Source organism: Paenarthrobacter sp. NPDC089714 (assembly GCF_044748905.1).
Lineage (GTDB): Bacteria > Actinomycetota > Actinomycetes > Actinomycetales > Micrococcaceae > Arthrobacter.
Genome location: NZ_JBIVGX010000001.1, coordinates 754,696 through 776,317 on the forward strand (window position 1 = coordinate 754,696; position 21,622 = coordinate 776,317).

The 21,622-nt window shown below is 63.2% G+C and carries 22 protein-coding genes; 18 read left to right on the forward strand and 4 right to left on the reverse strand.

The window, feature by feature from the left end; genetic code table 11:
- Positions 1-76 precede the first annotated feature (76 nt).
- The 13 genes from ACIPY3_RS03655 to ACIPY3_RS03715 all read left to right on the forward strand — a co-directional run bounded on the left by ACIPY3_RS03655 (position 77) and on the right by ACIPY3_RS03715 (position 12,238).
- On the forward strand, positions 77-568 hold the full coding sequence (locus ACIPY3_RS03655) for a hypothetical protein (RefSeq protein WP_400330214.1): 492 nt from the start codon (positions 77-79) through the stop codon (positions 566-568).
- Positions 555-890, forward strand: a complete 336-nt coding sequence (locus tag ACIPY3_RS03660) for a hypothetical protein (protein WP_400330217.1) — start codon at positions 555-557, stop codon at positions 888-890. The genes ACIPY3_RS03655 and ACIPY3_RS03660 overlap by 14 nt, the downstream gene beginning before the upstream one ends.
- 81 nt (positions 891-971) lie before the next feature.
- Positions 972-1,772: a F0F1 ATP synthase subunit A gene (atpB, locus tag ACIPY3_RS03665; RefSeq protein ID WP_397322406.1), complete on the forward strand. Its 801-nt coding sequence runs from the start codon at positions 972-974 to the stop codon at positions 1,770-1,772.
- A 78-nt stretch (positions 1,773-1,850) separates the two neighbouring features.
- Positions 1,851-2,054, forward strand: coding sequence for an ATP synthase F0 subunit C (gene atpE / locus ACIPY3_RS03670; protein ID WP_009356484.1), 204 nt, complete (start codon positions 1,851-1,853; stop codon positions 2,052-2,054).
- Between the two features lie 55 nt (positions 2,055-2,109).
- Positions 2,110-2,658, forward strand: a complete 549-nt coding sequence (locus tag ACIPY3_RS03675) for a F0F1 ATP synthase subunit B (protein WP_387435864.1) — start codon at positions 2,110-2,112, stop codon at positions 2,656-2,658.
- Positions 2,658-3,485: a F0F1 ATP synthase subunit delta gene (locus tag ACIPY3_RS03680; RefSeq protein ID WP_397322408.1), complete on the forward strand. Its 828-nt coding sequence runs from the start codon at positions 2,658-2,660 to the stop codon at positions 3,483-3,485. The genes ACIPY3_RS03675 and ACIPY3_RS03680 overlap by 1 nt, the downstream gene beginning before the upstream one ends.
- Before the next feature lie 83 nt (positions 3,486-3,568).
- Positions 3,569-5,206, forward strand: a complete 1,638-nt coding sequence (gene atpA, locus ACIPY3_RS03685) for a F0F1 ATP synthase subunit alpha (protein ID WP_397322526.1) — start codon at positions 3,569-3,571, stop codon at positions 5,204-5,206.
- A gap of 76 nt (positions 5,207-5,282) precedes the next feature.
- Positions 5,283-6,173: a F0F1 ATP synthase subunit gamma gene (locus ACIPY3_RS03690; protein WP_397322409.1), complete on the forward strand. Its 891-nt coding sequence runs from the start codon at positions 5,283-5,285 to the stop codon at positions 6,171-6,173.
- Positions 6,174-6,256: 83 nt separating this feature from the next.
- Positions 6,257-7,708, forward strand: a complete 1,452-nt coding sequence (gene atpD, locus ACIPY3_RS03695) for a F0F1 ATP synthase subunit beta (protein ID WP_264962128.1) — start codon at positions 6,257-6,259, stop codon at positions 7,706-7,708.
- Between the two features lies 1 nt (position 7,709).
- Entirely contained in the window at positions 7,710-7,994 is a 285-nt protein-coding gene (locus ACIPY3_RS03700; protein ID WP_216923952.1) for a F0F1 ATP synthase subunit epsilon, read from the forward strand.
- 10 nt (positions 7,995-8,004) lie between these two features.
- Positions 8,005-8,436 (forward strand): DUF2550 domain-containing protein, encoded by a 432-nt coding sequence (locus tag ACIPY3_RS03705; RefSeq protein WP_400330220.1) that lies wholly within the window; start codon positions 8,005-8,007, stop codon positions 8,434-8,436.
- A gap of 5 nt (positions 8,437-8,441) precedes the next feature.
- Entirely contained in the window at positions 8,442-9,740 is a 1,299-nt protein-coding gene (locus ACIPY3_RS03710; protein ID WP_400330223.1) for an alpha/beta hydrolase, read from the forward strand.
- The gene (locus tag ACIPY3_RS03715; RefSeq protein WP_400330225.1) at positions 9,722-12,238 is read left to right on the forward strand and encodes a bifunctional lysylphosphatidylglycerol flippase/synthetase MprF; all 2,517 of its coding nucleotides are present in this window, start codon (positions 9,722-9,724) and stop codon (positions 12,236-12,238) included. Before ACIPY3_RS03710 ends, ACIPY3_RS03715 begins: the two co-directional genes overlap by 19 nt.
- Before the next feature lie 176 nt (positions 12,239-12,414).
- On the opposite strand, the gene ACIPY3_RS03720 is transcribed toward ACIPY3_RS03715, so the two are convergent.
- The 3 genes from ACIPY3_RS03720 to nucS all read right to left on the reverse strand — a co-directional run bounded on the left by ACIPY3_RS03720 (position 12,415) and on the right by nucS (position 14,882).
- On the reverse strand, positions 12,415-12,618 hold the full coding sequence (locus ACIPY3_RS03720) for a cold-shock protein (RefSeq protein WP_018776337.1): 204 nt from the start codon (positions 12,616-12,618) through the stop codon (positions 12,415-12,417).
- Between the two features lie 276 nt (positions 12,619-12,894).
- Positions 12,895-14,142, reverse strand: coding sequence for an N-acetylglucosamine-6-phosphate deacetylase (locus ACIPY3_RS03725; protein WP_400330228.1), 1,248 nt, complete (start codon positions 14,140-14,142; stop codon positions 12,895-12,897).
- A gap of 44 nt (positions 14,143-14,186) precedes the next feature.
- Complete coding sequence (gene nucS, locus ACIPY3_RS03730; protein ID WP_400330231.1) at positions 14,187-14,882, reverse strand: endonuclease NucS; 696 nt, start codon at positions 14,880-14,882, stop codon at positions 14,187-14,189.
- A gap of 49 nt (positions 14,883-14,931) precedes the next feature.
- Here nucS and ACIPY3_RS03735 point away from each other — a divergent pair, with 49 nt between their 5' ends.
- Both ACIPY3_RS03735 and ACIPY3_RS03740 read left to right on the forward strand, forming a co-directional pair.
- Complete coding sequence (locus ACIPY3_RS03735) at positions 14,932-15,264, forward strand: ATP/GTP-binding protein (protein WP_400330233.1); 333 nt, start codon at positions 14,932-14,934, stop codon at positions 15,262-15,264.
- Between the two features lie 19 nt (positions 15,265-15,283).
- On the forward strand, positions 15,284-16,078 hold the full coding sequence (locus ACIPY3_RS03740) for an alpha/beta hydrolase (RefSeq protein WP_400330236.1): 795 nt from the start codon (positions 15,284-15,286) through the stop codon (positions 16,076-16,078).
- A gap of 111 nt (positions 16,079-16,189) precedes the next feature.
- Here ACIPY3_RS03740 and ACIPY3_RS03745 read toward each other — a convergent pair whose 3' ends face one another.
- Entirely contained in the window at positions 16,190-17,482 is a 1,293-nt protein-coding gene (locus tag ACIPY3_RS03745) for an AI-2E family transporter (RefSeq protein WP_400330238.1), read from the reverse strand.
- A 224-nt stretch (positions 17,483-17,706) separates the two neighbouring features.
- Between ACIPY3_RS03745 and ACIPY3_RS03750 the strand changes: the two genes are divergently transcribed.
- From ACIPY3_RS03750 to ACIPY3_RS03760, 3 genes are read left to right on the forward strand one after another with little or no spacing between them, the layout of a single operon-like run.
- Positions 17,707-19,461 (forward strand): hypothetical protein, encoded by a 1,755-nt coding sequence (locus tag ACIPY3_RS03750; RefSeq protein WP_400330240.1) that lies wholly within the window; start codon positions 17,707-17,709, stop codon positions 19,459-19,461.
- A gap of 38 nt (positions 19,462-19,499) precedes the next feature.
- A complete protein-coding gene (locus tag ACIPY3_RS03755; RefSeq protein ID WP_400330241.1) occupies positions 19,500-20,486 on the forward strand; it encodes a co-chaperone YbbN in 987 nt (328 codons plus the stop codon).
- Positions 20,486-21,586, forward strand: a complete 1,101-nt coding sequence (locus ACIPY3_RS03760; RefSeq protein ID WP_400330243.1) for an NADH:flavin oxidoreductase/NADH oxidase — start codon at positions 20,486-20,488, stop codon at positions 21,584-21,586. Before ACIPY3_RS03755 ends, ACIPY3_RS03760 begins: the two co-directional genes overlap by 1 nt.
- The last annotated feature ends 36 nt before the right edge of the window (positions 21,587-21,622 follow it).

Sequence of the window (21,622 nt, forward strand, 5' to 3'; positions counted from 1 at the left end):
TCTTGGTGCGGACAGTCACTCGCCCGTAACCCCACTTTGAGAATATGGCTCCCCTGCCACGAGGATTGGTATCCCCATGACATCCAACGCCGAAACCGGACGTCCGTCCGGCAAACGTGGTGTTGGGGTATTCGGGCGCGTCTCATCTTTGTGGTTGAGGCTGCTCCTGCTTAGTACCTCCGTCGCGGCTATCGCCGCTGCGGTCACTTCGGTGATCGCCGCCGCGCTCGACGGCGGACCGGCTTCGCTTTCGACGGCGGCCGGCGCCCTGCTGGTCATGCTCTTCTTTGCCATCAGCCTGCTGATTGGCCATTTCGTCGGCCGGAACAATCCTTCCGGGGCTATCGGTCTCTTTGTTGCGACGTATTTCGTCAAAGTCGTCGGGTTCGCAGTCGTGCTTTTTGCGCTCGGCAGGCCTGACTGGCTCAACGGCCGGTGGTTCCTGATCGGCGCCGTGGTCAGCGTCGTGGCTTGGCAGGCAGCCGAACTCTACGGTTTCAGCAAAGCCCGCCTCCAGATCTTCAACGATCCTGCGGACCGGAAGGGGGGCCCTGGTGGCACTGCGTAAGCGCAAGTCTTCTCCGGCAACTCCCGCTTCCGGATCGACCCACGCAGCCGATGATGCCGAAGTCCGGAATGACGGCGGATACAACGCCGGCCTCGCGGTCTTCAGCTACATCATTGGCGGGATCATTGTCTGGAGTTTGATAGGCTGGGGACTGGATAATCTGTGGGGGACCCGCTGGATTGTGCTCCTTGGCGCTCTGCTGGGAGCCGCAGGAGGGTTCTATCTTTCCCATATGCACGGCCTCACCAAGCAAAGCACTTCTGCCGGAGAGAACAACGCAGACAGCGGCCCGTCCAAGGACGGGGACAGTAATGCCAAATAATTTCACATGGAATGGGGATGCGATGAACGTGTCCGCGTTCCGCCCAATGCCCAATGATGGACACAGCAGAGAGGAAACGCGTTGATCGCGCTTGCGCTCCCAGCCCAGGATTCGGGGTCCTTCACCCCACCCGGAATCGAAGAAATGCACCTGCCGGCAATCCTGCCCTGGGGTGCTGCGGACGGCTTCTCCAAGCAAATGCTGCTGGTGATCCTGTCGGTCGTCATTATCGCCGCCTTCTTTGTGGCCGCCGCCCGGAAGCAGCAGTTGGTTCCCGGCAAGCTGCAGTTCGCCGGCGAGATGGCCTACGGCTTTGTCCGTAACAGCATCGCCAAGGACATCATCGGCGGCAAGGACTTCATCAAGTACGTCCCCCTGCTGTTCAGCCTGTTCTTCTTCATCCTGGTGAACAACATCTACGGCGCCATTCCGGTGATCCAGCTCCCGAGCTTCTCCCACGTGGGCGGCGCCTACGTGCTGGCAGGCATCGTGTACTTCACCTGGATCATCATCGGCATCAAGAAGAACGGCTTGAAGTACTTCAAGCTCGCAACCGTTCCCTCCGGTGTTCCGTGGTACATCCTCCCGATCGTCGTTCCGATCGAAATCATTTCCAACTTCCTGGTCCGCCCGGTAACGCACAGCCTCCGTCTGTTTGCGACCATGCTGGCCGGCCACTTGATCGTCATGCTCGCCGGGTCCGGCATTGAGTTCCTGGTCATGCAGGAGAACGTCCTGCTCAAGGGAACCTCCGTCCTGGTGCTGGTCGGCGCCATCGCCATGTACATGCTCGAAGCCCTGATCATGGCGCTGCAGGCTTACGTGTTCACGCTGCTGACCGCGATCTACATCGAAGGCGCCCTGCACGCCGACAGCCACTAAGGCACCCACACTTCCCCTGTAGGGGATTGAAGTAAACCAAACAACCTGCCACATGGGTGGCATCTTGAAAGGAAAAAAATGGAAGGCAATCTCAACCTCGTAGGTTACGGTCTGTCCGCAATCGGCGGTGGTATCGGTGTTGGTCTCGTGTTCGCGGCTTACATCAACGGTGTTGCTCGTCAGCCGGAAGCTCAGCGCGTGCTGCAGCCGATCGCGTTCCTTGGTCTGGCCCTGACCGAAGCTCTTGCCATCCTCGGCCTCGTCTTCGCTTTCGTTCTCTAGTTACAACTTCAGAACACAGCGAATTCCGCAACCGAGTAGATAGGACGGGTGAAACATGAATCAGCTGATCATCTCAGCCGCCACTGAAGGGGCAAACCCGCTCGTTCCCAACGTTTGGGAAATGGGCGTTGTCCTGGTCGGCTTTGCTGTCCTCCTGTTCATCGTGGTCAAGTTTGTTGTCCCGATGTTCGAGAAGACGTTCGCAGAGCGCGCCGAAGCAATTGAAGGTGGCATTGCGAAGGCCGAACAGGCCCAGGCAGAAGCTTCTGCAGCTCTTGAAGAGTACAAGCAGCAGCTCACCGATGCCCGTGCCGAGGCCAACCGCATCCGCGAAGAAGCACGTGCCGAAGGCGCCCAGATCCTCGCGGACCTGAAGGCCAAGGCAGCTGCCGAGTCTGCACGCATCACCGAGCAGGCACACGCCGCCATCGAGTCCGAGCGCCAGGCAGCTGTTGTCTCGCTCCGCTCCGAGGTTGGCACGCTTGCTACCACGCTGGCAGGCCGCATCGTCGGCGAAGCACTCAACGACGACGAGCGTTCGGCACGCGTCGTGGATCGCTTCCTGGCTGATCTGGAGACCCAGAACGCAGGTGCAGCTAAGTAATGGCAGGAATATCGAGCGAATCGCTGACCACAGCACTGGCAGACCTGGAAGCCAAGCTTCCTTTGGCCTCGCTGCAGTTGGCAAAGGACCTCTTCGGAATCCTGGGAACGGTGGACAGCTCGGCTGGCTTGCGCCGCGCCCTGACTGACCCTTCCCGCAGCGGGGACGAGAAGTCGGCGCTGGTCAAGCAGCTGGTTGGCGGAAAAGTGTCCGCTGATGCTGCTGAGATTGCAGGCGGACTGGCCAGCTCGCGCTGGGCATCCGCACGCGATATCGGCGATGCACTCGAGACGCTTGCCGCCACGGTCGTCATTGCGGTAGCTGAAAACAAGTCGGCCGTTTCTGCCTCCGGTATTACGGGGCTGGAAGAGCTGGAAAACGATCTGTTTGCCTTCAACCAGGTTGTCGCTTCCAGCCACGAAGTACAGCGGGCTTTGTCTGAGCCGCAGGCATCGGGTGCCGCCAAGACTGCCCTTGCCGAGAAGCTTGTTCCTGGCATCAGCGAGGAAGCCAAGGTTCTTATTGGCCAGGCAGTTTCGGAGCCGCGCGGTGTCAAGCCGAGCAAGCTCGTCGAATCCTTCGCCAAGCTTGCAGCCAAGCGCCAGCAGCGCTGGATTGCAACTGTCAGCGTTACCCGTCCGTTGACGGAAACGCAGGCCAGCCGACTGCAGGCCGGGCTCAACGCCCTCTACGGCCGCGAACTGAAGGTCAACATCACTGTTGATCCTGCACTGATCGGTGGAGTCCGTGTCCAGGTAGGCGACGAAGTGCTTGACGCTTCGGTCATCGCCCGCTTGACCGAACTCCGCCGTCAGCTCGCTGGCTAGTGAAGACAAAGCACAACTAACTGATATAAACCCGGTCATCGTGAGCAACGATGATCACGAAAACAGGAGAGCAGGGACTGCAGATGGCCGAATTGACCATCAACGCCGACGACGTCCGTAATGCGTTGAACGAGTTCGCGGCGTCCTACGAACCCGGTAACGCAGAGCGCGTAGAGGTTGGTCGCGTGACCACCGCAAGTGACGGCATCGCCCGTGTTGAGGGTCTTCCCTCGGTCATGGCGAACGAGCTGCTTCGCTTCGAAGATGGCACGCTGGGCCTCGCCCAGAACCTTGACGTCCGCGAAATCGGTGTCATTATCCTCGGTGACTTCACCGGAATCGAAGAAGGCCAGGAAGTTCACCGCACCGGTGAGATCCTGTCCGTGCCCGTTGGCGACGCCTTCCTGGGCCGCGTGGTTGACCCCCTGGGCCAGCCGATCGACGACCTCGGCGAGATCAAGGCCGAGGCCACCCGTGCACTGGAACTCCAGGCTCCGGGCGTGACCGAGCGCAAGTCCGTTCACGAACCCATGCAGACCGGCCTCAAGGCCATCGACGCCATGATTCCGATCGGCCGTGGCCAGCGTCAGCTGATCATTGGCGACCGCCAGACCGGCAAGACCGCCATCGCGGTTGACACCATCATCAACCAGAAGGCCAACTGGGCTTCGGGCGATGTCAGCAAGCAGGTTCGTTGCGTTTACGTTGGTGTTGGCCAGAAGGCTTCCACCATCGCAGCCGTCCGTCAGACCCTCGAGGACCACGGTGCACTGGAGTACACCACCATCGTGGCTTCCCCGGCTTCGGACCCCGCCGGCTTCAAGTACCTCGCACCGTACGCAGGCTCGGCCATCGGCCAGCACTGGATGTACGGCGGCAAGCACGTCCTGGTGATCTTCGACGACCTGTCCAAGCAGGCCGAAGCCTACCGCGCCGTGTCCCTGCTGCTCCGCCGCCCGCCGGGACGTGAAGCATACCCGGGTGACGTCTTCTACTTGCACTCCCGTCTCCTGGAGCGTTGTGCAAAGCTCTCCGACGAGCTCGGTGCGGGTTCCATGACCGGTCTGCCGATTGTCGAGACCAAGGCAAACGACGTTTCCGCCTACATCCCCACCAACGTGATCTCCATTACCGATGGCCAGATCTTCCTCCAGTCGGATCTCTTCAACGCCAACCAGCGTCCTGCTGTTGACGTTGGTGTGTCCGTCTCCCGCGTTGGTGGCGCCGCACAGGTCAAGTCCATGAAGAAGGTCTCCGGTACCTTGAAGCTGGACCTGGCCCAGTACCGCGACATGCAGGCTTTCGCCATGTTCGCCTCGGACCTGGACGCTGCTTCCCGCCAGCAGCTGACCCGTGGTGCTCGCCTTATGGAGCTCTTGAAGCAGGGCCAGTACTCGCCGTTCCCGGTTGAGAACCAGGTTGTTTCCATCTGGGCCGGTACCAACGGCTATCTGGACGACGTTCCGGTTGAGGACATCAGCCGCTTCGAGTCCGAGTTCCTGGAGCACCTGAAGCACCAGTCCTCCATCCTGACCACGCTGGCCCAGACCAACGTCCTGGATGACGACACCGCCGCAGCGCTGAAGGAAGCAGTCGTTTCCTTCAAGAAGGGCTTCTTCGGAGAGGGCGACAACCGACTAGTTGGTGCCGGACACGAAGAGCACGAAGCGATCTCGGGCGGCGACGTCGACCAGGAAAAGATCGTCAAGCAGAAGCGCTAGTTTCGATGACCTGCTCTGCCGGGGTCCGCAAGGGCCCCGGCAGGGCGGTACGTCGGGAACTTAGGAAAGGATAAGTATGGGAGCCCAGATTCGGGTCTACCGTCAGAAGATCAGCTCGACGACGTCGATGCGCAAGATCTTCAAGGCGATGGAACTGATCGCTACCTCGCGCATCGGTAAGGCCCGCGCCCGCGTAGCAGCTTCACTGCCTTACGCGAACGCCATTACCCGTGCCGTTTCTGCTGTCGCGACCCAGAGCGAAATCGACCACCCGCTGACCACCGAGCCGGAGCAGATCCGCCGTGCCGCCGTCCTGATCATCACCTCGGACCGTGGCCTTGCAGGATCGTACTCGGCAAGCGTGCTCAAGCAGGCCGAAGGCCTCACCGAGCTTCTTCGCGCAGAAGGCAAGGAAGTCAAGTCGTACCTGGTTGGCCGTAAGGCCCAGGCTTACTTCGAATTCCGCAACCGTGACTACTCCCGTGTTTGGACGGGTGGTACGGATGCTCCGGAATTTGGAACGGCCCAGGAAATCGGTGCTGCACTTCTCGAAGACTTCGCCACTGACTACGCCGAGGGTGGCGTGGACGAGATCCACGTCGTCTACACGCGCTTCAAGTCGATGGTGACGCAGGAGCCGACGGTTATCCGTTTGCTTCCGCTCGAGGTCGTCGAAGAGGAAGCAGCCTCGGAGTCCGAGCTGTTGCCGCTTTACGAATTTGAGCCGGAAACGGAGCAGGTCCTCGACGCCCTCCTCCCGCGTTACATCGAGTCCCGTATCTTCGCAGCCATGCTGCAGGCAGCAGCTTCCGAGCTCGCCGCCCGCCAGCGGGCCATGAAGTCGGCCGGTGACAACGCAACGGAACTCATCAAGAAGTACACGCGCCTTCGCAACACGGCCCGCCAGGCCGAGATTACGCAGGAGCTTTCCGAGATCGTGGCCGGCGCCGACGCCCTCGCGTCCTAGCCGGTACGGATCCGGCTCGAAGCCGCACCTGCACCAAACAGATAAACTTAACCCCACGCCATCTACTGAGTGAAGTGAGAGAGATGACTGCCACTGCTACCGAACACGTAGCAACGGCCGGTGCCACCGGCCGCATTGCCCGTGTTATTGGTCCGGTTGTCGACGTCGAATTCCCGGCTGACGCAATCCCCGAGATCTACAACGCTCTGACCACTGAGGTCACCCTCAACGGCCAGACCAAGACCATCACGTTCGAGACCTCCCAGCACCTGGGTGACAACCTCGTTCGCGCCATCTCCCTGCAGGCAACCGACGGCCTGGTCCGCGGTACCACCGTGCAGGACTCCGGCGCTCCGATCTCCGTGCCCGTCGGCGACGGCGTCAAGGGCCACATCTTCAACGTCCTCGGTAAGCCGCTTGACGTTGACGAGTCGGAGATCAAGGCTGACGCCTACTGGCCGATCCACCGCAAGGCCCCGAGCTTTGCGTCCCTTGAGGGCTCCACGGAGATGCTCGAGACCGGTATCAAGGTCATCGACCTCCTGACCCCCTACATCAAGGGTGGAAAGATTGGTCTGTTCGGTGGCGCCGGTGTTGGCAAGACCGTTCTGATCCAGGAAATGATCACCCGTGTTGCCCGTAACTTCGGTGGTACCTCGGTATTCGCCGGCGTTGGCGAGCGTACGCGTGAAGGCAACGACCTCTGGGTTGAAATGGAAGAGGCAGGCGTCCTCAAGGACACCGCCCTTGTATTCGGCCAGATGGATGAGCCGCCGGGAACGCGTCTGCGCGTGGCACTGTCCGCACTGACCATGGCGGAGTACTTCCGCGATGTCCAGAACCAGGACGTGCTGCTCTTCATCGACAACATCTTCCGCTTCACGCAGGCAGGTTCCGAAGTTTCCACGCTGCTCGGCCGCATGCCGTCCGCCGTGGGCTACCAGCCGAACCTTGCTGACGAGATGGGCCTCCTCCAGGAGCGCATCACCTCCACCAAGGGCCACTCGATCACCTCGATGCAGGCAATTTACGTGCCTGCTGACGACTACACCGACCCGGCTCCGGCAACCACGTTCGCCCACCTCGACGCGACCACGGAACTTTCCCGTGAAATCGCCTCGCGTGGTCTGTACCCGGCTGTTGATCCGCTGACGTCCACCTCCCGTATCCTGGACCCCCAGTACATCGGCAAGGACCACTACAACACGGCTGTCCGTGTGAAGCAGATCCTGCAGAAGAACAAGGAACTCCAGGACATCATCGCCATCCTCGGTGTTGACGAACTGTCCGAAGAGGACAAGATCGTCGTGTCGCGTGCACGTCGTATCCAGCAGTTCCTGTCCCAGAACACCTACACCGCCAAGCAGTTCACCGGCGTCGAAGGCTCCACCGTCTCCATCAAGGACACGGTTGAAGGCTTCACCGCCATCTGCGACGGCGAGCTGGACCACATCGCAGAGCAGGCGTTCTTCAACGTCGGTGGCCTGGATGACGTCGAGCGCAACTGGGCCAAGATCCAGGAACAGACCAAGTAGTATGGCTGAGCTTGAGGTTGAGATTGTCGCAGCGGACCACTTCGTGTGGTCCGGAGCGGCCAAGATGGTGAAGGCCCGCACCAGCGATGGTGAAATCGGAATCCTGCCGGGCCACTCGCCCCTCCTGGCCATCCTGGCCGAGGGCGAGCTGGCAATCCAGCCGGTTTCCGGTGACCGCATTGCGGTAGTGGTGGACGGCGGATTCTTCTCCGTCGACAACGACCGCGTGGTCATTGTTGCTGACAACGCCCAATTGGGCGAAGCGGCTACAGCGGGGATCCGATAGCACGACCTTGATGGACGATTCCCTTATTCCGTTCATCGCCCTGGCAACGGCGTTTGCGTTGCTGATTTTTACACTGTGCCTGTTTGGGGTGCGCCGCTTCAATCTGCGGCGCGCCCTGGGCACGGTAGACGCCTCCATTTGCATGGCTGGAAACAGCTGGCAGATGGGGGTTTGTCGTTATCAGGACAATGAACTCGAGTGGTTCCGCTTGATGTCCCTCAGCGTGATACCCAAATACCGTTTCAAACGCAGTTCCCTGGAACTCCTTGGACGGCGTAAACCCACCGAGGACGAGCTCGTCCGGGTCCAACCCGGCGTGGTGGTTGTTGAGCTTCAATACGAAGGCCGCACCTTCATGCTGGCCATGAAGTTCGAAGCCTACGCCGGGCTTTCATCCTGGCTTGAAGCCGGGCCGGTCATCGGTGTTGGAACCTGGCGTTAGGCGTCATGGATTTCCTGTCCGACGTCAGCCTCGTTGACGGGCCGTTCTTCTGGTTCTCCCTTGTCTGTGGAGTGGTTGGCGCATCCTGGTTGCTTTGGCGACGCAGGCGCTGGTGGCCGTTGGTGGTGGTTGCTTCCATTGCGTTGGCTGCCGGCGTGGTGGCATTGACGCACTGGCTGCTCATCGACGTGATGGCCACGTTCTCTGAGAACCTGCCTTTCGAGACGTTGGTGTGGTCCACCGCTGCGGTGGCTGCACTTCTTCTTTGCGTTGCCCGGTTTCCCCGCGCTGCCTGGAAGGGCCGCTCCGCGAGCATCGCCGCAATGCTGGGTGTTGTCCTGCTGTCCGTGGTCCAGGTCAACTCCTACTTTGGCCTCAACAACACCGTGGCCGACCTCCTGGGCACCGCCGTAGCGCGTATCCAGCCGTTGGAAGCAGGACTGCAACGTGCTCCGGACAGTAAGCCCGGCCCGTCGCCGTCCGCTTGGAAGGCGCCCGAAACCATGCCCCGCGGCGGTACGCTGCGCCGGGCGGACATTCCCGGTACTGTTTCCGGCTTTACCGCGCGGGAAGCGTACGTTTACCTCCCGCCGGCGTACCTCACCGAAAACCGCCCCAGCCTTCCCGTCCTCATCCTGTTCTCTGGTCAACCAGGCGGTCCTGCCGATTGGCTCACGGGCGGGCAGCTCCGCTCGCAGCTGGACAAATTCGCCGAAGCACATGGCGGTATTGCACCCGTCACCGTGGTGGTAGATCCCAACGGCTCAGCCAATGCAAACACCATGTGCATGGACAGCAGGATCGCTCCCGCGGACGCCTATCTCTCCCAGGATGTCCCCACGTGGATCAGCAAGACCCTGGCTGTCTCCACAGACCACCGGCAATGGGCCGTCGGAGGGTTTTCCTTTGGGGGAACGTGCGCGGTCCAGATGGGAACCGCCCACCCGGAGCTGTTTCCTTCCGTGATTGGGTTCTCGGCCGAGCAGGAGCCTGCCCTCGCCAAGGACAGGAACAAGACGATCGCTGACTCGTTCGACGGCGACGTAGCGGCTTTCGAGTCAAGGACCCCTTTGGTCCTGATGCACCAGAGGCAGTATCCGGGCAGTGGCATGTACTTGACGGCCGGGGCTACGGACAATGAGTTCATCGCTTACATGCACACTTTGGCAGACGCTGCCCGGTCTGCGGGTTTCACGGTTGAGGACCACGTCATAGACCACTCCGGACACTCGTGGGACTCGGTGGTTCGCGGCATGCCCGGCGCCCTGGACTTCTTGTCGGCCAGATGGGGGTTGCCGCAGTGAGTCTCGCCCTGAAGGGTTTCATCCAGCCGGCCATGCGGCAGGCGGGGCGGCATTTGCGGGCTACGCCCTTGACGCTGGCCGTCGTCGGAGTGTTCGTCCTTGTCTCAATCGTTTCCGGAAGCATCGTCGCCGGTCCGCCCGAGTCCTGGCTGCCCGTTGCTGGTGTGACGCTGCGCGGACTGCGTGCCGGCGAATGGTGGTCCATCTGGACGTCCCTCTTTTTCACCACCAACGTGCCTGCCTTTGTCGTCGTTGTGCTGATGATCCTTTTCCTCCTGGGCCTGGCGGAGCGGCATTTCGGGTTCCTGAAAACGTCCCTGGTACTTATCGCCTGCCAGTTCGCGTGCGTCACGGCCTTCTTCCTGGTGACCCAAATAGCGCGGTATGCGGACGATGGCTGGATCTCCCGCATGGTGGACACCCGGCTCATCGGTCCCTACGGCGCCTTGCTGGCCACGGCCCTGGCTGCCAGCGCCAAGCTGCCAACGCTTTGGCAGCGGAGGTTCCGCACGGTGGCGTTGTCCATCACCTTGCTGCTGGTGCTTTTTGTTGGACACCCTGAGACGCTCATGGGCTTGTTGGGCGCCCTGATCGGGTTGGCGGCGGCGTGGTGGATGCAAAGCAACCAGGGACATCTCCACTTGCACAGGTCTACGGGCCGCGAGGTGCGGAACCTCCTGTCGCTGACCATGGCCATCTTTGCCGTAGGCCCCATCCTTACTGCCGTAGCCAAGAGCCCATCGGGGCCGCTTGCCTTGCTTCGCGATGTGATCCTCAACCCCCTGCCTACGCTCAGCCAGTTGGAGGGGAACTGCGGAGGGACTATCGATGTGGCGTGCCTGGAACTGGGCCGGCAGGGGTACACGGGGCCCTTCGGCCTGGCACTGGCCGTGGTTCCCGTGGTGCTGTTGCTCATCTGCGTTGACGGGATGCGCCGTGGACGCCGGCTGGCCCTGGGCATCGCTATCGGCGTCCAGGTGGTGGTGGTGGCCTTGTCCACGCTCTATCTCGGCCTGTTCGCGGGCATGCCGCAACTGCCGGGCCGTCCGCGGGTGGGCATGATGAACTCGGCTGTGGCGCACCTGATCCCACTGGTCATGGTTCCTCTGATACTGGCGATCCTCCTCTTCGCGTACCGGGGGCATTTCCGGGTTGAGTCTTCGACGCGGATGCGTCGCAGGGTTTTCTGGTTTGTCGGCCTCAGCGGTGTCGCCCTCGCGCTGGCTTACACCATTGTGTGGCTGGCCTCCGGTGGCATGGCGCGCGACGGCGGCCTGCTGGGTTTGGGTACCGAACTCGCCCGCCAATACCTGCCGGTTCCTTTGCCCGGCGTTTACCGCAAGGTATTCGCCGAGCGCGATGCCCTCGAAGTGTTCCTTTTCTCCTACTCCGGCACCGCCTTTTGGCTGGTGGCCCTCATCGGCGTCTGGGTGCTGCTGGTCCGCGGACACCACGCCGGTGGCCTTGACCACCAGTCCCGGGAACATGCCCGTTCGCTGGTAAAAGCCGGCGGCGACTCCTTGTCCTGGATGGCGTTGTGGGAACCCAACAAGTACTGGTTCACTTCGCAGGGGACCGGGGGAGTGGCCTACCAACAGCATGGCCACGTTGCGCTGACGTTGGCCGGACCCATTGGTGCGGCGGAGGGGCACCGGGCCACTGCCCTGGGTTTCCTGCAGCACTGTTCGCGCAACGCCCTGATCCCCTGCCTGTATTCGTGTACGGACGAGTTGTGGCCGGAGCTGCAGGCAAGGGGTTTCCGGAGGGTTGCCGTTGCGCAGGAAACCCGGCTCAGGATCCGTGGCCTGGAATTCCGTGGCAAGGAGTGGCAGAACGTCCGGACTGCCCTCAACAGGGCCAACAAGATGGGTATTACCGCCGTGTGGGGTGCCTTCGGAGAACTGCCGCACTCCTTGCGGGCAAAGGTGGGTGAGGTTTCCGAGGAATGGGCAGCGCAGAAACGCGTCCCCGAAATGGGTTTCACCTTGGGCGGCATGGATGAGCTTGAGGACCCGGATGTCCTGTGCTGCGTTGCAGTCGACGAAGCCGGCACGGTCTACGGTGTCACCAGTTGGTTGCCGGTCTACGACAACGGCACAGTTGTCAGTTGGACCCTGGACTTCATGAGGCGCAGTGGTGACGCATTCCCAGGAGTGATGGAGTTCCTGATCGCCTCGGCCGCGCTGCATCTGCGCGAGTCAGTGGAAATGATCTCGTTGTCCGGTTCACCGCTGGCCAGGGACAAGGATGAGCCGGACCAAAGGCCGGAGGGCCTGGCAGGAATTCTGGACCTCGTGGGGCAGGCCTTGGAACCGGTTTATGGCTTCCGTTCCCTGGCCTCCTTTAAATCGCGCTTCCAGCCCGACTACAGAACGCTGTACATGTATTACCAGGATCCCCTGCACCTTCCGGCAATGGGCCGGGCCTTGAGCCGCGCTTACCTCCCTGGTTTATCGGTTAGGCATTCGGCCCGGTTGTTGCGTACCTTGGTTGGTTGAATTGTCAACGCTCCATTCGGGGAGTCTTTTCGCAATTCTTCACCGTTAGTAACAGGGTTGTCAGAAATATCAGACATTTCCGTCCGCAATGAATGGCGCTTAAACAGCTTGGCCCCGGCTAAATGCCGGGGCCAAGCTGTTGGTGAATCTGCCATGGGCAGGTTCAACGGATCAAACTAGACGACGGTGACGCCGGTAGCCTGGGGACCCTTGGCGCCCTGGCCGATCTCGAACTGAACGCGTTGGTTCTCATCGAGGGTCTTGAAGCCGCCGGTCTGGATCTCCGAGTAGTGAACGAAGACGTCGCCATCCGAGTCGTCCGGGGTGATGAAGCCGAAGCCCTTTTCAGCGTTGAACCACTTGACGGTTCCGAGTGCCATGTATTTCTCCTCAATATGGAACATCAGTCCGATACACCGCGTACCGGCTTTGTTACTCCGCGAGAAGATCCGGATTCCCTCCGGGCTGGCCCGGTTGGTTTCGCAGGAGCCTCACGCTCGCAACTGGTCTTGCGAGCATGAAAACCACCTACACAAAGACTGCTACAACACTTTCATGCGCGGTGCCGGAGGTCAACGGTCTTTTTGGTAATTCGGGAAAATTTTCGGTTAAAAGCCGGTTACGACGCCCAAAGGAATTCCACTTGGACCTTAGGCCTATGACAACCATTCACCATTTCGCATGACGCCTGTGAGTCCCAGTTCCTGGTCCGCGGTCACGACGTCCGCCCGAAGACCCCGGCGCAACCCTCCAACTTCATCCGAGAGGCCCAGGACGCCGGCCGGAACCGCCGTGGCCGAACAAATGGCGTCGGGAAGGTCGACGCCGGCCGAGACAGTCTTGCGGACCACGTCCAGCAGGGTGGCGGTGCCGCCGGCGATGGAACCGGTGGCATCAAGGGTGGCTACGCCCTTGCTGACGGTTACCGGGGAGGGGCCCAGCATGTAGTGGCCGTCGGAGAGTCCGGCGGCCGCCATGGAATCGGTGACCAAAACGATGTTGTTTGCCCCCACAAGCTGGAAGACCGTGGCCACGGTGCTCGGATCGAGGTGGGTATCGTCGGCGATCAGCTCCACCACAGCCTTGCCAGCCTGGGCGGTCCGCAAACAGGCGGCCACCGGCCCGGGCGCACGGTGGTGCAGGGGAGGCATCCCATTGAAAAGGTGCGTCACGGTCGGGAGCGAGCTGACGCCGTCGAACCCTGCCGACTCCAGCCCCTCACGTGCGGCGGCCAACGACGCTGCCGCCGTGGCGTCGTCGCAATCCGTGTGGCCCAAGGAGGGAGTTACCCCGTGGGACGTCATCAAATCCACCAGGGCGGCAGCACCCGGAAGTTCGGGTGCGTACGTCATGGTGGCAAGCTTGCCTTCCGCAGCCGCAACGAGCTCGTCCATGAGGTCCAGGTCAGGTTCCAGCAAGTAGTCAGGGTTTTGTGCGCCACACCGTGCGTGGGAGAGGAACGGGCCTTCCAGGTGGATTCCTGCGACCAGGCCTTCGTCGGCGAGCTTCACGTACAGTTCGATGCCGCGAAGCAAATCCTCCCGTGGTGCCGTGACCATGCTGGCCAGCAAAGTGGTGGTACCGGAGCGGTGCAGGAAGTCCAGGGCCTTGCGGGCCGAAGATTCCTCCCCGCCGGGGAAATCGCCGCCGTTGCCGCCGTGGCAGTGCACGTCCACCAGGCCGGGGAGGATGTAGTGGCCGGCCGGGACGCCATGCCGGATGGCGCTCTGGAAACCGGGAAAGTCTTCGGGGACGAAGGCCGAGGCCTGCCCGGCGTAGGCGATCCGGTCACCCTCAATGGCCAGCAGACCGTCTTCCACCACCGTTCCGTCGGTGACGAGCGTTCCCACGAGGATCTGGTGGCTGGGCGCGGAAGGACGGACAGAAGAGTCTGCGGCAGTCATGGTTCTGATTCTAGTGGCCTGCCGCACACGCCCCGGGTACGGGGTCAGAAGAGTCGTGACTCGCTGTCATCCACGCCCCGCATTGCGTCATAATCCAGGGTCACGCAGTCGATGCCGCGGTCATTGGCCAGTACCTTGGCCTGCGGCTTGATCTGCTGCGCTGCGAAAATCCCCCGGACCGGTGCCAGGAGGGGATCGCGGTTGAGGAGTTCCAGATACCGCGTCAGTTGCTCCACGCCATCGATGTCGCCCCGCCGCTTGAGCTCAACGGCAACGGTTGCCCCGTTGGCATCCCGGGCGAGGATGTCCACGGGCCCGATCGCCGTGAAGTATTCGCGGCGGATGAGGGAGTAGCCGGTTCCCAGGGTCTCGATCTGTTCGGCGAGCAGCCGCTGCAGATCGGCCTCCACACCGTCCTTGATCAGTCCCGGATCGATGCCGAGCTCGTGGGACGTGTCATGGAGTTGCTCGTAGATGTTGATGATGAGCCGGTCGTCCGTCTTGGCGGACTGGACCGTCCATTGCTCCACGACGCCCTCTTCCACGTCTGTCTCCTCGGGAGAGGTGACACGCAGCGTGGCTGGCGGACTCATCCAGTTCAGGGGCTTGTAGGAGCCACCGTCCGAATGCACCAGCACCGAGCCGTCCGCTTTGACCAGGAGGAGCCGTGTGGCGAGCGGGAGGTGGGCCTTGAGGCGGCCAACATAATCAACAGAACAACGGGCTATGACGAGTCGCACCCGCCCAACATTACCGCGTGGAGACCTGGGGCTGGGGCAGAATGGACTCATGCCCCGCTCCAACCGTCCCCGCCGAAACGCGTCCGCAGCGCGTTCCAACAAGTGGGCCGATGCGGTCCCGGAGCTGGACCTGGAACGGTCCCGTGCCGGAATCGCCCGCCGGGAGAGCGCCCCGGACGGGGACTGGATGGTCCGCACCATGACCGCCCGGAAAGCGGAGAAGCAGTACATTTGCCCGGGTTGTTCCACGGCCATCATGCCTGGCATCGCCCACTTGGTGGTGTGGTCTGACAGCCACCTTTTCGGCGAGGCCGCGGGGCTGGCGGAACGCCGCCACTGGCACACCAACTGCTGGACATCGCGGACGTACCGTTACCGCTGAGTCGCTTAGGCTTGAAGGCATGACTTTCGATCCCGCCACGCTCGTTTTTGTGCCCCAGGACGCTCCGTCGGAGATCCGGGCCTCCACTGTGTTGCCTGCCCGTCGCGAAAACGTGGAGTTCACCACGGAGGACGGCAAGGTGCTGGTGGGCGAGTTGGCCCTTCCGGAGTCCGGTGATGTGGCGGCGACGCTCATCATGCTCCACCCACTGCCCACCCACGGCGGATTCATGGATTCACACGTCTACCGCAAGGCTTCCTACCGGCTGCCGGCGCTGGCCGGGGTGGCAGTGCTGCGATTCAATACCCGCGGGACTGCGTCGCCGCGCGGAACCAGCGAGGGCAGGTTCGAGGAAGGCATCGGCGAGCGGTACGACGTCGAGGCAGCGGTCCGGTTCGCCGTGGACCGCGGCCTGCCCAACCGGTGGCTGGTGGGCTGGTCCTTCGGCACCGAACTGGCGCTCATGTACGGGGCCGTTGAACCCGTTGTCTCGCAAGTGGAGGGAGCGGTCCTCCTCTCGCCGCCGCTGCACCGTGCCACCGACGTGCACCTGAAGGAGTGGGCTGCCTCCGGCAAACCGTTGACCGTGCTCGTCCCCGAGCACGACGACTACCTTCAGCCGGCCGAGGCCGCCGCCCGCTTCAGCCTGGTCCCGCAGGCCCGGCTGGTGGGGGTGGATGGCGCCAAGCACTTGTGGGTTGGCGAAAAATACGCCGCGCGGGTCCTGGATGAAATCGTCGACGACGTCACGGAAGCGGGAGCCGGCGTGGACGGCCTGCCGCGCGTCTGGGCGGGGCCGGTCGCCAACGGCTAGTCCGGTCGCCAACGGCTAGTCCGGTCGCCAATGGCTAGTCCGGTCGCCAGCGGCTAGTGCCGGTCGCCAGCGGCTAGGCCGGTCGTCAACGGCTGGTCCGGCTGTGGTCGGCTAGTGCCGGTCCTGGCGGACGATAAACACTTCCTTGATCAGCAGCATGATGGCCGCTGCCGTGGGAATGGCGATGAGTGCTCCGAGGACACCCAGGAGGCTGCCGCCCGCGATCACGGAAATTACCGCCACCGCGCCCGGTACGGCCACTGCCCGCTGCATGATGCGAGGCGAAATGAAGTACGCCTCGAACTGCAGGTAGGCGAAGTAGGCGATCGCGTAGATGAGGGCTGTCTGCCAGCCCGCGGTGAGGGCCACCAGGATCACGACGATGGCTGCGATCATGCCACCCACCAGGGGGATGAAGGCGAGCAAGGCCACCACGAAGGCGAGCAAGACGCTGAACGGCACGCCCAGGATGGTCATGACGATGAAGGCGAAGACCGCGTTCAGCAGTGCAACGCAGGCCTGGCCGATCACGTAATTGCCTACCGAATCCGTAATGGCCTCGGAGAGTGCCTCGACGCGGGGCCGGCGCGACCGCGGCGCCAGGCGGTAGGCCCATTTCTTCATGGAGGGCAGGGCCGCCAGGAAGTAAAGGCTGAGTACCAGCACGATCAGTGTGCCGAACAGTCCGTTGGCCACCGAGGAGCCGAAGCCAACCACTCCGCCGAAGATGCCTCCGACGGCCTCGGAGTTCTGCCCGAACTTGTCCAGCTCCTGGGTAATCCGGTCCCGGAGGCCGAACTGGCTGTCCACGTTCCGGAAGAAATCGGAATTGAGGAAGTCCCGGATCCAGTCAGGAGCTTGCCGCACGATGTCCGTGACCTGGTTGACGATGGTGGGGATCAGCGTGGCGAAGAAGCCCGCCACGGCCAGGACCAGGACAGATACCGAAATCAGGATGCCCGCCGGTCGGGGGATTTTCCGGGACTCAAGCCAACGAACCACGGGGTCCAGGCCGAGGGCGATGAACAGTGCGGTCAGGATCCACAGCAGGAGCTGGCTGGTATTGCTGGCGATATAGAACACCAGCAGGGCGACCCCCACTCCGGCGGTGCCCATGAAACCAACGTACAGAGGGTGCTGCGAAGACATTCTGGGGCCCGGTGATCCGAAGTCGTGGTCCTCGTCCCCGGAGGCGCTCTTGACGGCCACCTCCGACTCGTCCTCAGGCGGCATTTCGAAGCGGACGCGCGTCCTGGCGCCGGGAATGGGTTGCCGAAGGCGCCTGGCCACAGCTGCGAGCCGCCCGGTGCGTACCGGAACCGTCACGGAGGTCCCGTCGGACGGGGCATCCACCGCGGGCGAGCCGGACTCGTCGTTGGTGCTGGGTTCCAAGTGGTCTTTCACGCGGTTTTGCTGCCTTCTGGTTGTTCTCGCACTGTCTCTACCGGGATGTGACACTCTGGATACAGGTGGTTTTCGCCCCCAATAGCATGATCATCGCCACACTATCAGCACCCCGTCATGGCCCTTTGGCGGCACCACGGCGGGGTTTCCGGCGTGTCATGGCCGGTCGGCCGATCTGACTCTTTGATAACAAAACGGTTACCCTTGAAGTTCAACGACCGCTGATGATAGGTGATCCTGTGCGTTTGAAGACTGCAGCCTTGCTGGTGCTGCTGGGCCTGCTGACGATGCTGGCCGGCATTGGCCAGCTGACTTTCTGGGCTCCTGCCGAGACCGTGACGGCCTCGGTGCCCAGCGACACTAAAGCTGCCCCGTTGACGGTGATCGACCAGAAGTTGATCGCCCTCCACGAAGGGCCGGTGAAGATCAAGATCCAGGGCGAAGGCAACTTCGTCGTCGCCACGGGACGCCCGGACGACGTCGACGCCTGGGTAGGCAAGACTGCCCACAATACCCTCACCGGCGTTTCCCAGGACCAGAAGGCGCTGGAGGTTTCCACCACTGACGGTGAGGCAACCGCGCCGAGTCCGGCCGGTTCCGACCTCTGGGTCAACACCGAAGACGGCAGCGGCGAGCTGGACTACACGTGGAACCCGCCCGCCAGTGGCGAGTGGTCCCTGCTGGTAGCCAGCGACGGAACCAAGCCGGCGCCGTCGTCGATCTCCATGACGTTCCCCAACAGCGCAACCACGCCGTGGGCCATTCCGCTCATCGTGCTGGGCATCATCATCATCCTGGTTGGCGCAGCCCTGCCGTTCGTCGCCAAGGCACTCGGCAACCGCCGCAAGGACGGCGGCGATGAGGGTCCGAAGGGTGGCGGAGAAACGTCTGCCCTGCGTGTGCAGCCGTCCGCCGGCGACGCCGGTCGACGCGCCCCCGGCGCCGAGGGTTCAACCTTGCGTATCTCCGCCATCGCCGCAGCCCTGGTTGCCGCGTTGGTTGGTGGCACCGCGGTCGCGGCCCAGGCCAGCCCGGCGCCGGAGTCCAACAGCGGCAACCCGAGCCCGTCCGCATCCGCGGAGAAGGGCGGAACGCCGGTACTCCTCGAGTCCCAGCTGCAGCGTGTCCTGGAGCAGGTAGCCAGCACCGTGGATGCCGCAGACGCCGCCAAGGACGCCGCGAAGCTCGCGCCGCGCGTGGACAAGATGGAACTGCAGGTCCGTACCGCCAACTACAAGATCCGGACTGCCGTCTCTGCATACGATGCCCGGATGCCGGTGCGTGCCACCAAGCTGCAAAGCAGCGTGATCAGCACCAAGCGTGACTGGCCGCGCACGGTGTTCGCCCTGACCCAGGGTGACGGCAACGTGGTCCCGCAGGTCCTGACGCTGGTCCAGCTCTCGCCGCGCGAGAACTACAAGCTGTGGGGCACCGCTCCGCTGCAGCCGGGCACCAACTTCCCGTCCTTCCCGGTTCCCCGTGACGGCACGGCCCCCGTGGCCGCGGACGACAAGAACGGCTTGGCCTACAGTGGCAACGAAGCGTTGAGCATCCTCGGCGAAATGCTCACCACACCGGATTCCCCGAACCGCAGCAAGCTTGCCGATGGCCAGTCCTCGCCTTACATCGCCGGCGCCCTGGCCTACCAGGCGGACACCGTCAAGAACGGCACCAGCGCCAACTTCAAGTTCGCGCACACCCCGGTGACCAACCAGACCGTGGTGCTGCACACCGCCGACGGTGGTGCGCTGGTGGTTGGCCGCCTCGATTTCGCCTTCGAGGGAACGCCCAAGGCCTCCGGTGACAAGCTGATCCTTGAAGACGATTCGGCCGTGTTTGCCGGTGGCAAGGAAACCACCACGGGCATGTCGCTCAACTTCGCCGAATCCGTGGCGGTCTACATCCCGCCGGCAGGTTCCTCTGATCCCATGAAGCTCGTGGCCGCTACCCGCGGACTGGTCGGCGCCAGCTTCAAGTAGGGCGTGGCCCTGGCAGGGCAGCGGCTAGAGTGGACGGTATGAGTTCGCCCGGATACCGACCCACTCCAGCCGCTGCCAGCCAGCTCAACCTTCGCGGCGCCGTCGACCTCTCGTCGTTGCGCCGCCCTCCGGCTCCGCCGCAGTCGCCACCGGCCGCGCCGGCTGGTGATCCGGCAGCCTCCGGTAGCCCGGAAGCGGGCAGCCCTTCGCTGCGCGTGGATGCTACGGAAAGCAACTTCCAGGACCTCGTCCAATTGTCGGCGCAGATTCCGGTCCTTTTCCTTCTCTGGTCCCGCTATGCAGCCGAGTCTCCGGGCGTCCTTGATGCTGCACAGCGGGTTGTTGAGGGCTTCGGTGGCCGCCTCGTCCTGGCCGCCGCCGACGTCGACTCGTTCCCGCAACTGGCCCAGGCCTTCCAGGTCCAGGCCGTGCCCACGGCCGTCGCCGTGGTCAAGGGCCAACCAGTGCCCCTCTTCCAAGGCCCTGCCGACGACGCGCAGATCCGCAGCCTCGTGGAGGAACTCCTCCAGGTGGCCGCTGCCAACGGAGTGACCGGAAGCATCGGCGACGCTCCGCAGGACGGCGACGCCGAACCGGCCCCGCTGCCCCCGCTTCACCAGGCAGCGATTGACGCCATCGAGTCCGGTGACTACGCCGCGGCCGCGGCCGCGTACAAGCAAGCCCTCCTGGAGCAGCCGGCTGACGCCGATGCCAAGGCAGGATTGGCGCAGGTGGAACTGATGGCCCGGCTGGAAAAACTTTCCGCACCGGAGGCCGACAGCCTGCGGCAGTTGGCTGCGCAGGAACCGGACAATGTGGAGGCCCAGCTCGGCGTGGCTGACTTGGATGTCTCCGGAGGACACATCGAAGACGGCTTCAACCGCATCATTTCCTTCATTGGACGGAACTTTGGCCCGGAACGGGAAGCGGCCCGGGTGCGGCTCCTTGAATTGTTCGAGGTAGTGGGCACGTCCGACGAGCGTGTTGCCAAGGCCCGCCAGGGGCTCGCGAGGGTCCTCTTCTAGTGCCGTCTGCGCTGTTCAGCCCGCTTCAGCTGCGTTCGCTGACCATTCCGCACAGGGGCTGGGTGTCGCCGATGTGCCAATACAGCTGCCTCCCGGAGACCGGCGAGGGCGTGCCCAACGACTGGCATCTGATGCACCTGGGATCCTTCGCCGCCGGTGGTGCAGCCCTCATCATGACCGAGGCAGCCGCTGTTAATGCCGCCGGACGGATCAGCCCGCGGGACGCCGGCATGTATTCGGAGGCGCAGGCAGCCGGTTGGGAGCGCATGGTGGATTTTGTCCACCGCCATGGTGCGGTGGACTGCAGGATCGGTGCGCAGCTGGCCCACGCCGGACGCAAGGCATCCACCTACTGGCCGTTCTCCGGGCAGTCGGGTTCAGTTCCGGAGTCCGACGGCGGATGGCAGACCGTGGGGCCCAGCACGTCACCCTTTGACGGTTATGCCTCCCCGGTGGCCATGTCCGAAACGGAGATCCTCGCGGTGATCCAGGACTTCGCGGCGGCTGCAGGACGGGCTGTTGCGGCAGGCTTTGACGTCGTGGAGATCCACGGCGCCCACGGCTATCTGTTGCACCAGTTCCAAAGCCCGTTGATCAACACCCGCACGGACAATTGGGGCGGTGATGAAGCCGGACGCAACCGCCTCATGCTGGAAGTCGTGGATGCAGTGCGCAACGCCATTCCGGATTCCATGCCGCTGCTGCTGCGCATATCCGCTTCCGATTGGGCGGACGGGGGAGTGGACGTTGAGGCATCGGTAAGGCTCGCGCGCGCAGCGGCGGAGCGGGGCGTGGACCTGGTGGACGTCTCGAGCGGCGGTGCCGTGGCCCACCAGGCGATCCAGGCGGCGCCTGGCTACCAGGCCGGTTTCGCCGAACGGGTCAAGCACGACGCCGGTGTCCCCACCGGAGCTGTCGGCCTCCTGACCAGCCCGGCCCAGGCCGAGGACATTGTGGCCAATGGCCGTGCCGATGCCGTGTTCATGGCTCGGGCAGCCCTGCGCGATCCGCACTGGTGGCTCCGGGCGGCGTACGAATTGGGCCACGATATTCCCTGGGTCCCGCAGTACGAGCGGGCCGTGCCACGCCACGGCTTCTAGGGACCGCCGCGGGCGTGCCTTGGCAACGCTAGGCTG

Bases quoted from the DNA above. Each gene is read 5' to 3' on its own strand.
- ACIPY3_RS03655 (WP_400330214.1), top strand. From the start codon at position 77: ATGACATCCAACGCCGAAACCGGACGTCCGTCCGGCAAACGTGGTGTT.
- atpE (WP_009356484.1), top strand. From the start codon at position 1,851: ATGGAAGGCAATCTCAACCTCGTAGGTTACGGTCTGTCCGCAATCGGC.
- ACIPY3_RS03675 (WP_387435864.1), top strand. From the start codon at position 2,110: ATGAATCAGCTGATCATCTCAGCCGCCACTGAAGGGGCAAACCCGCTC.
- ACIPY3_RS03680 (WP_397322408.1), top strand. From the start codon at position 2,658: ATGGCAGGAATATCGAGCGAATCGCTGACCACAGCACTGGCAGACCTG.
- atpA (WP_397322526.1), top strand. From the start codon at position 3,569: ATGGCCGAATTGACCATCAACGCCGACGACGTCCGTAATGCGTTGAAC.
- ACIPY3_RS03690 (WP_397322409.1), top strand. From the start codon at position 5,283: ATGGGAGCCCAGATTCGGGTCTACCGTCAGAAGATCAGCTCGACGACG.
- atpD (WP_264962128.1), top strand. From the start codon at position 6,257: ATGACTGCCACTGCTACCGAACACGTAGCAACGGCCGGTGCCACCGGC.
- ACIPY3_RS03700 (WP_216923952.1), top strand. From the start codon at position 7,710: ATGGCTGAGCTTGAGGTTGAGATTGTCGCAGCGGACCACTTCGTGTGG.
- ACIPY3_RS03705 (WP_400330220.1), top strand. From the start codon at position 8,005: ATGGACGATTCCCTTATTCCGTTCATCGCCCTGGCAACGGCGTTTGCG.
- ACIPY3_RS03710 (WP_400330223.1), top strand. From the start codon at position 8,442: ATGGATTTCCTGTCCGACGTCAGCCTCGTTGACGGGCCGTTCTTCTGG.
- ACIPY3_RS03715 (WP_400330225.1), top strand. From the start codon at position 9,722: ATGGGGGTTGCCGCAGTGAGTCTCGCCCTGAAGGGTTTCATCCAGCCG.
- ACIPY3_RS03720 (WP_018776337.1), bottom strand. From the start codon at position 12,618: ATGGCACTCGGAACCGTCAAGTGGTTCAACGCTGAAAAGGGCTTCGGC.
- ACIPY3_RS03725 (WP_400330228.1), bottom strand. From the start codon at position 14,142: ATGACTGCCGCAGACTCTTCTGTCCGTCCTTCCGCGCCCAGCCACCAG.
- ACIPY3_RS03735 (WP_400330233.1), top strand. From the start codon at position 14,932: ATGCCCCGCTCCAACCGTCCCCGCCGAAACGCGTCCGCAGCGCGTTCC.
- ACIPY3_RS03740 (WP_400330236.1), top strand. From the start codon at position 15,284: ATGACTTTCGATCCCGCCACGCTCGTTTTTGTGCCCCAGGACGCTCCG.
- ACIPY3_RS03750 (WP_400330240.1), top strand. From the start codon at position 17,707: ATGATAGGTGATCCTGTGCGTTTGAAGACTGCAGCCTTGCTGGTGCTG.
- ACIPY3_RS03755 (WP_400330241.1), top strand. From the start codon at position 19,500: ATGAGTTCGCCCGGATACCGACCCACTCCAGCCGCTGCCAGCCAGCTC.